This window comes from Shewanella sp. SG41-3 (assembly GCF_014164545.1).
In the GTDB taxonomy this organism is placed as follows: domain Bacteria; phylum Pseudomonadota; class Gammaproteobacteria; order Enterobacterales; family Shewanellaceae; genus Shewanella; species Shewanella vesiculosa.
In genome coordinates, this window is the sequence record NZ_JACJFJ010000006.1 from 44,788 (window position 1) to 57,379 (window position 12,592).

9 protein-coding genes are annotated in these 12,592 nt (G+C 43.0%); 2 read left to right on the plus strand and 7 right to left on the minus strand.

Translation table 11 applies throughout. From position 1 onward, the window contains the following. Positions 1-412 precede the first annotated feature (412 nt). Together bamC and dapA are read right to left on the minus strand one after the other, a co-directional pair. Entirely contained in the window at positions 413-1,510 is a 1,098-nt protein-coding gene (bamC, locus tag H5164_RS12945; RefSeq protein ID WP_182756515.1) for an outer membrane protein assembly factor BamC, read from the minus strand. A 4-nt stretch (positions 1,511-1,514) separates the two neighbouring features. Next, a complete protein-coding gene (dapA, locus tag H5164_RS12950; RefSeq protein ID WP_124015003.1) occupies positions 1,515-2,399 on the minus strand; it encodes a 4-hydroxy-tetrahydrodipicolinate synthase in 885 nt (294 codons plus the stop codon). 282 nt (positions 2,400-2,681) lie between these two features. Between dapA and H5164_RS12955 the strand changes: the two genes are divergently transcribed. Then, positions 2,682-3,218 carry a glycine cleavage system protein R gene (locus H5164_RS12955; RefSeq protein ID WP_182697227.1) on the plus strand — a complete coding sequence of 179 codons (537 nt, stop codon included), beginning with the start codon at positions 2,682-2,684 and terminating at the stop codon, positions 3,216-3,218. Positions 3,219-3,301: 83 nt separating this feature from the next. Further along, the gene (bcp, locus tag H5164_RS12960; protein WP_182756517.1) at positions 3,302-3,769 is read left to right on the plus strand and encodes a thioredoxin-dependent thiol peroxidase; all 468 of its coding nucleotides are present in this window, start codon (positions 3,302-3,304) and stop codon (positions 3,767-3,769) included. Between the two features lie 134 nt (positions 3,770-3,903). Here bcp and H5164_RS12965 read toward each other — a convergent pair whose 3' ends face one another. The 5 genes from H5164_RS12965 to prpB all read right to left on the minus strand — a co-directional run bounded on the left by H5164_RS12965 (position 3,904) and on the right by prpB (position 12,573). Beyond that, entirely contained in the window at positions 3,904-6,057 is a 2,154-nt protein-coding gene (locus H5164_RS12965; RefSeq protein ID WP_182756519.1) for a sodium:proton antiporter, read from the minus strand. Between the two features lie 435 nt (positions 6,058-6,492). Beyond that, positions 6,493-7,662 carry a 2-methylaconitate cis-trans isomerase PrpF gene (gene prpF, locus H5164_RS12970; RefSeq protein ID WP_182756522.1) on the minus strand — a complete coding sequence of 390 codons (1,170 nt, stop codon included), beginning with the start codon at positions 7,660-7,662 and terminating at the stop codon, positions 6,493-6,495. Positions 7,663-7,740: 78 nt separating this feature from the next. Continuing rightward, on the minus strand, positions 7,741-10,335 hold the full coding sequence (gene acnD, locus H5164_RS12975) for a Fe/S-dependent 2-methylisocitrate dehydratase AcnD (protein ID WP_182756524.1): 2,595 nt from the start codon (positions 10,333-10,335) through the stop codon (positions 7,741-7,743). A gap of 129 nt (positions 10,336-10,464) precedes the next feature. Further along, positions 10,465-11,589 (minus strand): 2-methylcitrate synthase, encoded by a 1,125-nt coding sequence (prpC, locus tag H5164_RS12980; protein ID WP_124015009.1) that lies wholly within the window; start codon positions 11,587-11,589, stop codon positions 10,465-10,467. A 105-nt stretch (positions 11,590-11,694) separates the two neighbouring features. Further along, the gene (gene prpB, locus H5164_RS12985) at positions 11,695-12,573 is read right to left on the minus strand and encodes a methylisocitrate lyase (protein ID WP_182697222.1); all 879 of its coding nucleotides are present in this window, start codon (positions 12,571-12,573) and stop codon (positions 11,695-11,697) included. Between the last annotated feature and the right edge of the window lie 19 nt (positions 12,574-12,592).

The window sequence follows — 12,592 nt, forward strand, 5'->3', positions numbered from 1 at the left end:
ATTATGTATAGGATTAATGAGCTTATGTGATTGTACTTAGCAATGATTCCACATCAAGTCGTTTTACTTTTGCTTACAAATTACGAACATATCCAACAATTAGATCATATCCTTTCCATATTCACTTAATTGGCTGTTTTAACCAAGGTTTAAGCGCTTTATGAATATTTTAGGCAGTATTTGAGTAAAAAAAAGTATTACCCCCTGATTGTCGACACATGCTGTGACAAATTGCTTAACATCATGACGCCATTGTTCAGGCTCAAATTTGCAAATTTGCTGCGTTAACTGTCAAAACAACAATTAACAACTTGCCAACGCCTAGGCAAAGAAATGGTATTGAGGGCTTGTGGAGAGCAAAAAAAAGAGACGCTTTAAGCGTCTCTTTTTTAGTCCAAGCTATGCATGAAACTTAACGAACTTTTCGGTCTTCTTGCATTAAGTCAGAGATAATTTTGTACACTTCAGTAATAGACTCATCAGGAAGAGGTTTGTCTTCTGCATCACGAAGTAAAATTTTAGTCTGATTGATATCATCTGTTTCTTTAAGCAATAAACGATAATTGCCTTTTTTCAGTGTTAATTTCTCTTCGCTCCACAACGAGCTCCAGAAACCACCACTTTCTTCTAGATTAATATAAAACAAACCTTGGCTGTTATCGGTATCAACAACATCAAAACCCATTTCCGGTAATACTAAACGCAAACGATCCCATACTGACTTGTAACTTGCGTCAGCTAACCAATAAGCCGCTTCGTCAGTATTTGTGACTAAGTCGACCTTAATCCCAAGGCTTTGCTCAATTCGTGCTGCACGAATCGCTTGATCACGTTTGATGCTCATGTAAGCAATAGCATTATTAAGCATGTCAGTGGTATAACGACGCTTATCTTCACCGCTTAATAAGATTTGCTGATCTTTATCGTCATAGAACTCTTGGTGTTCAATTAAATCTATCGCCACAGTACCTGAACGACCGTGGGGTTTTACGTCTATTTGAAAACGGTAACGCTGACGTAGTTGATACACTTTGTCACTGCTCCACCAATTAGATTCAATGATTTCATCATTTTCAATCCAATCTGTTTCAATAAAACCGGCATTCATATCTTCACTACGAACAGGGATATTGCTCTTCGCTAGATAACCGTTGATGACGTCATAAATTTCTTGTTTTAAATCTGTGGTGCTTTCAATCGATTCAATCACAACACGAATATTGTCACTGCTTTCTTCGATATGAGTACCTTCGGCCATAGGTAACACTTGTAATGGCGCACGGATATCAAGATTTTTACCAACGAGTTGTTTATTGACCTTGTTACTTACCGCAGGAATATCATATTCCTTGCTATAAGTAGGCGTATTTAGCCCTTGTGGGATAGTCAATAATGGTGCAGTTTCAGCATTAATGAAATCATCATTACCATTTGCCTGACGGCGGTCTAATGGCGTAGAGCAAGCTGAAACAGCTGCAACAAGGAGTAACGGAGTGACTTTCTTTAACATGAATTTATTTTACCTCAATATGAGCTTGTTTCATTGTTTCTATTAACAGACCATGAAACTGCTCAGAAAGTTCAGTTAAAGGTAAACGAATGTGGCCATTAGCAATCAAACCCATTCTATGAACAGCCCATTTCACTGGGATAGGGTTGGCTTCACAAAATAACGAGCTATAGATGCCCATGAGTGGTTTATCGATTGATTCAGCTAATTGTGTATTTTTGGCTAACGCTGCATCACACATGGCTTTAAACGCATGTGGAACAATATTATTTGCTACGGAAATCACACCATTACCACCCAACAATAAAAACTCGCGGGCAGTGGCATCATCGCCGCTATAAAGTAAAAAGTCATCACCACACAATTCACGTAAACGTGCCACACGGCTCAAGTCACCAGTGGCTTCTTTTACACCAATAATGTTACTGACACTTGATAACTCAGCCACAGTTTCAGGCTTCATATCAACTGCAGTTCGACCTGGTACGTTATATAGAATTTGAGGAATATCAGTACTTGCCGCAACGGCCGTATAATGGGCAATTAAGCCCTTAGGCGTTGGCTTATTATAATAAGGCGTGACACCCAACATGGCGACAACACCAGATTTTTGCATGGCTTTGGTTAAGTCAATAGCTTCAGCCGTTGCATTGGCGCCATTACCACCAATAACGGCGATACGACCTGCGGCAAACTTAACAGTTTGGCTGACAACAGCGGCGTGCTCTGCCATAGGCAATGTTGCTGACTCACCTGTAGTACCGACCGCGACAATGGCATCAGTACCTTGTTCAATATGAAACTCAACAAGTCGTTCAAGACTTGCATAATCTACTGTGCCATCACTGTTCATTGGAGTGATTAAGGCTACGATGCTTCCGTTTATCATCTATCTTCCCCACGGTTTCAGGATTCGCTATGTTACTGATGCCAACCACTAATGACAAGCTCTTCGGTAACCATAAACTGAAATAAGTCATTTATGCTATTTAATGCACGTAACCTAGCATCTTTAGAGCCATTGCGCTAAAAAATAATCATATTTATGTGAGTGATATAGGTTAGTATATTGAGGTGTTTTAATGAAAAATGATAACATAAACACCCGCACCAAAACTTACATGCTTAGCGTAAGTTTTCGCTCAAAGATATCGACAAGTGAGGAAAATCCATGACCAATTACCTGGTCGTTACGGCAATGGGCGCAGACCGTCCGGGGTTAGTGAGTCGCCTAGCACGTTTAGCAAGTGAATGTGATTGCGATATTGTAGATAGTCGTATGGCATTATTTGGTAATGAATTTACCCTAATTATGATGATATCGGGCTCTTGGACAGCGATAACAAAAATTGAAAGCTTGTTACCGGCATTGAGTGTTGAACTTGAACTCATGACCGTCATGAAACGAACATCAAAACATACGCCGAAAAACTTTGTCTCACGTATTGAAGTCATTTTTAATGGCGAAGACCAACGTGGAACCATGAAGAGTATTACTCAGTTTTTAGCAGAAAGAGGCCTCGATTTAGCGGCAGTTCGCTCCCACGCTGATGATAACGATAGTCTTAAAACCCAGTCGATTTTATTAGCCATTAATATCCCAGAAAAAGTCGACCTATTAAAACTTGAACAGGGTATTCATGAACTGGCAGAATCGATGTCGTTAGAGTGCAGCATTAAGCGTATGCAGGGCATTGCTGCACCTTAATCCAATATTCACATCAGATAGTAGTGAACTTTGTTGCTAACATTGACGTAATAAGCTCACTTTTATCCGCTAAAGGAAACATGATGAACACACTACAAGCTGGTGATACAGCACCAAATTTTTCATTACAAAATCAAGCTGGCGAAACCATTTCTTTGCAAGACACACTCACCAAAGGCCCTGTCTTAGTCTATTTCTATCCTAAAGCGGCAACGCCAGGTTGCACAGTACAAGCTCAAGGTCTGCGCGATATCAAAGCACAACTTGATGGCTTAAATGTAACTGTTTTTGGTATTAGTCCTGATCCTGTGGCGAAACTGGCCAAATTTGCTGAAAAGCAAGCGCTCAACTTTGCTCTGCTAAGTGATGAAGACCATGCCGTTGCCGACGCCTTCGGTGTATGGGGCGAAAAGCAATTTATGGGTAAAACTTATGACGGGATTCACCGTTTGAGTTTTATCGTTGGTACTGATGGCAAAATTAGCCATTTACTCAATAAGTTTAAAACCAAAGATCATCACCAAGTTGTGTTAGACACTCTTGCTCAATAGTGGATTGAGTTAACAGGCCTCTATCGACATTAGCCTGTATCACTCAGTAGACAATAAAAAGGCTTAGCATTTAATTGCTAAGCCTTTTTTCGTATTTACGATTAACTCAATGACGACTCAAATAACGCTGAGGCTTAAAGAGTTTTAGGATCTGATTTTTCTTCAGACATAGTGTCAGTCGATTGCGGATCTTTGTCTGTTGAGGCCGATGCCATGGCAGCTTTGGCTTTCTCATTTGCAGCCAGCTCTTTCGCCAATTCAGAGGTTTCTTGCTTAATCAGTGTGGCCTCCTCCTCGGCTAATAAGCGCGCTTTCTCCTGTTCTTCAAACAGTGCAAGTTCTTCCTCTTTACGGCGGGCCTTTTCAATGGCACGTTGCTCAGCTTCTTGCGCTTCTCGAATAGCTCTTGCTTCAGCGGCTACTTTGGCTTCTGCCTCTGCTAGAGCTTTCGCTTGGCGATCAGCTTCATCGTCTAATGCACGTTGAATAACCGCCTGATCTTGCGCCTCTTGTGGTAATAAACTAATAAGCTCTATGCCAACTGGCAACACAATAGCTTCAACACCTGATAGCACTTTAACCTTACCTTCTTTGGTTAAATAAACCAGCGGCAAAGCGGTTTCACCATAGCGTTTTTTAAAATGCTCAAAGGTAAAGTTTTCAGTAATGTTGGTAATTTTGAGTACCGCACCTTTTGCCATTAACGTAGCAATTTTAGCGTAAGAAATATTCTCACCAAATAAACATAAACGCTTTAGATAAGATTCAGATAGCTGATGACGCGCACTGGCGCTGTCGGCATTGTTTAAACCATATACTTTTTCAGTGCCCATTAAATCTTGAAAATGAAATGTTACTAGAGGATTTAACTGACGATATGGCGACATCACTAATACTCGGCCAATACCGCTTAAATCCATGTAATTTGAAGCATGCTCCGATGCCGGATTACCAAAATACACAGGAATGTTTTCCATTCGAGCTTGGCGAATACTGTCCCAGTTGTTATCAGCTAAAATAACTTTGATATTTTTAGACATTAAAATTGATGCCAATTCACGGGAAAACTTAGATGCACCAAAGATTAATAACCCTTGGTTAGAACCTTCTTTTACCCCTAAAAACTTAGCCCAACGGCCCGCGGTTAAACTCTGAATAACCACAGTGCCGATAATGATTAAGAACACTAGCGGCACGATTGAACTGGCCCCTTCTAAACCCACTGACTCTAATTTTATCGCAAACAAGGATGAAATCGCTGCCGCAACGATACCGCGAGGGGCAACCCAGCTTAAAAACCACTTGTCATTAGATGATAAATTCGTGCCTAAACCTGAAACCCATATACTCAATGGCCGTGCAATAAACATCACCACCAACAACACGCCAAGGCCACCGAAACCAAGGTCGAGCATAGCACCAGAATCAAGACGCGCCGCCAGTAGGATAAATAATGCCGAAATTAACAGTACTGTAAGGGTCTCTTTAAATTCGAGAATGTCAGCAATATCAACCCCGCGCATATTGGCGAGCCAAATACCCATTACGGTCACAGTTAATAGACCAGACTCTTCCTGAATAATATTTGAACCAACAAAGATACCCAGCATAATGGTGAGTACTGCGGTATTACGTAAATAATGTGGAAACAAGTTCTTACGTATCGCCAGACCGGTTAAATACCCTGCTGCTGCGCCTAAACCAAAACCAAGGAGTAAGGTCAGGCCTAAGGCATTTAATACATGAGTGGTGGGATCGGCAGCCACGGCAATATACTCAAACACCAGTACGGCCAATAGAGCGCCAATGGGATCAATAACAATACCTTCCCAACGCAAAATGCTGGCTAAATTGGATTTGGGTTGCACGGTACGCAACATAGGCACAATAACGGTTGGTCCTGTCACGACCACCAATGCACCAAACAACATGGCTATTGCCCAATCAAAACCGAGCAGATAATGGGCTGCAGGAGCAATACACGCCCAAGTAATGAAAGCGCCAATGGTCACGAGATGCGTCACCATTCGTCCGTGTTCTTTAATTTCTTTAAAGTTAAGTGTTAATGCACCTTCAAACAAGATGACAGCAACACCGAGGGAAATGATAGGAAACAATAAATCGCCAAAAATTTCATCTGGATCTAATATGCCTAATCCGGGCCCAAGTAATAGACCACACAACAACAGTGGTAAAATTGCTGGCAGACGTAATTTCCAACCTATCCATTGACACAAAAGCGACAACACACCGATTAATGCCAGCATGCCTGTAATGTGTTCAACCATATTTGTTTCCTTCTTTTTCGATACACCACAAGATAACATCTATGCAATGCGCTTCACGATCATACGTGAACTGTAATATCCATCAGGCTTAATATTTTATAACCTAACCCAAAAGTTATTCAGATGTTGACGAGTAATCGAAGTCTGAATCTTGTTAATTCACGGCGCCAAAAGAGTATCTAGTCAGGCTAACAATACTCATTGTTGTCGTAAATTCAGCATATAACATACTACTTTAACTGTAGGATCAAGCGTTTTTGACGGTCATCACATTTTATACCGATAACAAAGTAACATATTAAGTCTATAATTTAATTGTTAAATTTTTATGTCTGCAAACGATATTAGATTAATCTTACAGGCTAAATTATCGACAAAAAAAACCTTGGCATAACCAAGGCTTTTTCTATTTGACACAAAACATAGTCATATTGGCTATTGCGGTACTCTTACATAACCTTCCATTAATACACGAGCACTGCGACTCATTATGGCTTTTTTAACCTGCCATTGCCCATCAAGCAACTGCGCTTGTGCCCCGACTCTGAGCGTGCCTGAAGGGTGACCAAAACGGACTGCGGTTCTTTCGCCACCGCCAGCAGCTAAATTAACTAAGGTACCAGGAATTGCCGCAGCCGTGCCAATTGCTACAGCAGCAGTGCCCATCATAGCGTGATGTAATTTCCCCATAGACAACGCACGTACAACTAAATCGATATCATCTGTTGTCACGGTTTTACCGCTAGAAGAAACATACTCAGCATGCGGTGCAACAAAGGCGACTTTGGGGGTATGTTGACGAGCAGCGGCTTCTTCAATATGGTTAATCAACCCCATTTTAACAGCACCATAAGCTCGAATAGTTTCAAACATGGCTAAGGCTTTATCATCATTATTAATGTCATCTTGTAGTTCAGTGCCAAGATAATTAATGTCAGCAGCATTGATGAAAATGGTAGGAATACCGGCATTAATCATGGTGGCTTTAAACGTTCCCACACCAGGTACCTCAAGTTCATCGACCACATTACCCGTTGGGAACATAGCGCCTTCACCATCTGCGGGGTCTAAAAACTCAACTTGAACTTCGGCGGCAGGAAATGTCACTCCGTCCAGTTCAAAATCGCCCGTTTCCTGCACTTCACCATTGGTTATCGGCACATGGGCAATAATGGTTTTATGAATATTGGCTTGCCAAATCCGCACAACAGCAGTGCCATTGTGTGGCACGCGGCTGGGATCAATTAAACCGTTGCTGATTGCAAATGAGCCAACTGCTGCGGTTAAATTACCGCAGTTACCACTCCAATCGACAAACGGTTTATCAATAGCCACTTGGCCAAATAGATAATCAACATCGTGATCGGCTTGAGTACTTTTAGATAAGATTACCGTTTTACTGGTGCTAGAGGTTGCACCGCCCATACCATCGGTTTGTTTACCGTAAGGATCAGGGCTGCCAATCACGCGCAGCAACAATGCATCACGCGCTGCACCCGCTACTTGGGCCGCTGCTGGCAAGTCAGTTAAGCTGAAAAACACCCCTTTACTGGTGCCGCCACGCATATAGGTTGCGGGGATCTTTATTTGTGGTAAATGTGCCATAACTTCATCCTATTATAAAACATAAAAATCGGTAGCTTATGCGTTATAAACTACCGATTAAGCTAGACGAATATGAGGCTAGTTAGCCACTTCATTGGCTAAAAAGTCTTGCGCAAAACGTTGTAATACACCGCCAGCTTCATAAATCGACAGTTCTTCAGCCGTGTCGACACGACACTTCACCGCAATCGTCACTTGCTCACCGTTTTTACGCGTCATGATCACATCTAACATAGCACCTGGCTTACGCTCGCCAACCACATCATAGGTTTCTGTGCCATCAATCTGATAAGTATGACGGTTATGACCTGCTGTGAATTCAAGCGGTAACACGCCCATACCGACTAAGTTGGTACGGTGAATACGCTCAAAACCTTCAGCAACAATCACTTCAACACCCGCAAGGCGCACGCCTTTTGCTGCCCAGTCACGAGATGACCCTTGACCATAATCAGCACCAGCAATGATAATCAGTGGCTGTTTACGCTCCATATAGGTTTCGATAGCTTCCCACATGCGAGTGACTTGGCCTTCTGGCTCTAAACGGGCCAGCGATCCTTGTTTCACTTTGCCGTTTTCCTGCACCATTTCGTTAAACAGTTTTGGATTGGCAAATGTCGCACGCTGGGCGGTTAAGTGATCGCCTCTGTGAGTGGCATAAGAGTTAAAGTCTTCTTCCGGTAAACCCATTTTATGTAAATAGGCGCCTGCGGCACTGTCGAGCATAATCGCGTTTGATGGAGATAAATGATCTGTGGTGATGTTGTCGCCCAATACCGCTAATGCGCGCATACCTTGCATCGAACGCTCACCCGCTAAGGCTCCATCCCAATAAGGTGGACGACGAATATAAGTGCTTTGTGGACGCCATTCATATTGTGGATTAACGTGACTGCCATATTCTACTTTGATGTCAAACATCGGCTCGTACACTTTACGGAACTGTTCAGGTTTAACGCTAGCTTTAACAACCGCATCGATTTCTTCGTCGGTAGGCCAAATGTCTTTTAATGTGACCGCTTGACCTTGGTTATCAATACCTAAGATATCTTTTTCAATATCAAAACGAATGGTACCGGCAATCGCGTAAGCTATCACTAATGGCGGTGAGGCTAAAAATGCTTGTTTAGCGTATGGGTGAATACGTCCATCGAAATTGCGATTACCCGATAACACAGCCGTTGCGTATAAATCACGATCAATCACTTCTTGTTGAATAACCGGATCGAGTGCGCCACTCATGCCATTACAAGTGGTACAGGCAAAGCCAACAATACCAAAGCCTAAGTTTTCCAGCTCTGGTAACAAGCCCGCTTCTTCTAAATATAACTGCACCGCTTTAGAGCCAGGCGCAAGCGATGATTTCACCCAAGGTTTACGTAATAAACCACGTGCATTGGCATTTCGTGCTAATAACCCCGCGGCAATCATGTTGCGAGGGTTGCTGGTGTTAGTACAGCTAGTAATGGCGGCAATAATCACGGCACCATCGGGCATTTTTCCTGGCTCGTTTTCAACTACGCCGCTAATGCCGCGAGCAGCAAGCTCAGAGGTTGGAACCCGAGAATGCGGATTTGAAGGACCGGCAATGTTACGCCCAACCGATGACAAATCAAAGTGCAGAACACGCTCATACACAGCATTCGTTAAGGTATCAGCCCATAAGCCGGCTTGTTTGGCGTAGGTTTCGACTAATTTAACTTGTGCGTCTTCACGACCGGTTAATGTCAAATAATCAATGGTTTGCTTATCTATATAAAACATCGCCGCGGTGGCGCCGTATTCAGGTGTCATGTTGGTAATGGTGGCGCGATCGCCCAAGGTTAAATGGGTGGTACCTTCACCATAAAACTCAAGATACGATGACACGACTTTTTGCGCCCGTAAGTATTCGGTTAAAGCTAATACAATATCGGTAGCGGTAATGCCTGGTTGTGGTTTACCGGTAATTTCAACACCAACAATTTCCGGTAAACGCATGTAAGATGCGCGGCCCAGCATCACGCTTTCCGCTTCTAAACCACCTACGCCAATGGCTATAACACCTAACGCATCTACATGAGGTGTATGGCTGTCGGTGCCGACTAGGGTATCAGGGAACGCCACACCATTTTGAGCATGCACCACTGGCGACATACGTTCTAAGTTAATTTGATGCATGATGCCGTTACCCGGTTGGATAACATCAACATTTTTAAACGCCGTTTTAGTCCAGTTGATAAAATGAAATCGGTCTTCATTACGACGGTCTTCAATTGAGCGGTTTTTCTCAAACGCGTCTTTATCAAAGCCGGCATGTTCTACCGCTAACGAATGATCGACAATCAATTGAGTCGGTACAACAGGGTTAACCTTTGATGGGTCACCGCCTTTTTCTGCAATGGCATCACGTAAACCGGCTAAATCAACTAAAGCGGTTTGCCCTAAAATATCATGACACACCACGCGAGCGGGATACCACGGAAAGTCGAGGTCATTTTTACGCTCAATCAGCTGTTTTAACGAATCAGTCAACGTCTCTGGCGCACATCGACGCACTAAGTTCTCGGCAAACACGCGAGAACAATAAGGCAGTTTGGCATAAGCGCCCGCCTCTATGGCATCAACGGCTTCTTCGGTATCAAAGTAGTCTAAAGTTGTGCCGGGTAAAGGTTTACGATAATCAGTATTCATAGTAAGACCCACAGTAAATTTGGTGATCGGTGAGCGGTTGTTGATATCAGCTAAGTTAAGACATCACCGCATTTGATATGCGTTAATTGAAAAAAGCCGAGCCATCATATTGATACTCGGCTAATCAGATTAACGTTGGCTGATAGCAACCACTTTACGTGGCTCACTACCAACATAATCAGCACTTGGACGAATAATGCGATTGTTCGAACGCTGTTCCATTACGTGTGCCGCCCAACCTGTTAAACGTGAACAAACAAAGATTGGCGTAAATAACTTAGTTGGAATACCCATAAAATGATAAGCAGAAGCATGGAAGAAATCGGCATTACAAAATAGCTTTTTGGTGTCCCACATAAACTCTTCACAGGCGACAGAAATGTCATATAAAGATGTATCACCGTTTTCATGAGCCAATTTTTCAGACCATGCTTTAATGATCACATTACGTGGATCTGACACGCTATAAATAGCATGACCAAAGCCCATGATTTTTTCTTTGCGTTCAAGCATCAAGGCCATTTGCACTTTAGCGTCGGCAGGCGAGCTAAATTTTTGGATCATCTCCATCGCCGCTTCGTTAGCACCACCGTGCAGCGGGCCGCGTAATGAACCAATCGCGCCAGTCACACACGAATACATATCTGATAAGGTTGATGCACATACGCGCGCAGTAAAGGTAGATGCGTTAAACTCATGCTCTGCATAAAGAATCAACGACACATCCATTACACGGCGATGTTGCTCTGACGGCGTTTCACCACGAAGTAACTTAAGGAAATGGCCACCAAGAGAGTCTTCATCTGTAGTGCAATCAATTTCAACACCGTCATGGCTGTAACGGTACCAATAACACATGATAGCTGGGAACGCGGCAAGCAAGCGGTTCGAGGCCTTATGTTGCTGAGTAAAATCAACTTCTGGTTCAAGGTTACCTAAAAACGAGCAACCTGTTCGCATCACGTCCATCGGATGTGCATCAGCAGGGATCAGTTTTAATACGGCTTTAAGGGCAGCGGGTAAATCACGCTGCGCTTTCAATTCGGCTTTATAAGCACTTAATTGTGCTTGAGTCGGCAATTCACCATTAAATAACAAATATGCGACTTCTTCAAAGGTCGCATTATCGGCTAAATCTGATACATCGTAACCGCAATAAGTCAGACCTGAACCTGATTTACCCACAGTACATAATTTAGTTTCGCCAGCACTCTGACCGCGTAATCCTGCGCCTGATAATTTCTTGTCAACCATGATCTCTTCCTTATTGTGCTTGTCGCGATTGAGCAGTACTTAATCGCGATTGTAGGGTATTTTTATTTTGATTATAAAAGCAGTCCACACTCTTAGAGTGGCTGGCTATTTGTTTTTGCCTTCGGCAAATAGGCTGTCTAATTTTTGTTCATAATCGTGGTAGCCTAAATAGTCATACAAATCCATCCGCGTTTGCATGGTATCAACCACCGCTTTTTGGTCGCCATCAACTAAAATAGCGCTGTAAACATTTTCGGCTGCTTTATTCATCGCACGGAATGCGCTCAATGGGTACAACACCATAGATGCGCCCCACTCGCCTAATTGCTGTTTATTCCACAGTTCAGTTTGGCCAAACTCGGTAATGTTAGCCAAAATAGGCACATCAAGTGCTGCTGCAAAAGCACGATAATGCTCTTCGGTTTTAATTGCCTCAGCAAAAATACCGTCAGCACCCGCTGCAACATAGGCTTTAGCACGTTCAATTGCTGCTTCAAGGCCTTCTTGAGCAAATGAGTCTGTGCGCGCCATAATGAAAAAGTCAGGATCTGTGCGGGCATCAACAGCCGCTTTAATGCGGTCAACCATTTCTTCTACGGGGACAATTTCTTTATTAGGACGATGACCACAACGCTTTTGCGCTACTTGGTCTTCCATGTGCACAGCGGCTGCGCCCGCTTTTTCCATATCACGAATAGTTTTGGCAATATTAAATGCCCCGCCCCAACCAGTATCAATGTCCACCAGCAAAGGTAAATCACAAGCAGATGTAATACGTTGCACATCAACCAACACATCATTTAACGATGTCATGCCTAAATCAGGTAAACCATAAGAGGCGTTAGCCACGCCACCACCGGATAAGTAAATGGCTTGATGGCCAATTTGCTTAGCCATCATTGCTGAATAAGCATTAATGGCACCCACTATTTGCAGTGGTTTGTTATTGGCTAATGCTTGACGAAATTTTTTACCTGCACTCATGATATTTCCCTCTCTGCAA

Bases quoted from the DNA above. Each gene is read 5' to 3' on its own strand.
- acnD (WP_182756524.1), bottom strand. From the start codon at position 10,335: ATGAATACTGATTATCGTAAACCTTTACCCGGCACAACTTTAGACTAC.
- prpB (WP_182697222.1), bottom strand. From the start codon at position 12,573: ATGAGTGCAGGTAAAAAATTTCGTCAAGCATTAGCCAATAACAAACCA.
- H5164_RS12965 (WP_182756519.1), bottom strand. From the start codon at position 6,057: ATGGTTGAACACATTACAGGCATGCTGGCATTAATCGGTGTGTTGTCG.
- dapA (WP_124015003.1), bottom strand. From the start codon at position 2,399: ATGATAAACGGAAGCATCGTAGCCTTAATCACTCCAATGAACAGTGAT.
- H5164_RS12955 (WP_182697227.1), top strand. From the start codon at position 2,682: ATGACCAATTACCTGGTCGTTACGGCAATGGGCGCAGACCGTCCGGGG.
- prpF (WP_182756522.1), bottom strand. From the start codon at position 7,662: ATGGCACATTTACCACAAATAAAGATCCCCGCAACCTATATGCGTGGC.
- prpC (WP_124015009.1), bottom strand. From the start codon at position 11,589: ATGGTTGACAAGAAATTATCAGGCGCAGGATTACGCGGTCAGAGTGCT.
- bamC (WP_182756515.1), bottom strand. From the start codon at position 1,510: ATGTTAAAGAAAGTCACTCCGTTACTCCTTGTTGCAGCTGTTTCAGCT.
- bcp (WP_182756517.1), top strand. From the start codon at position 3,302: ATGAACACACTACAAGCTGGTGATACAGCACCAAATTTTTCATTACAA.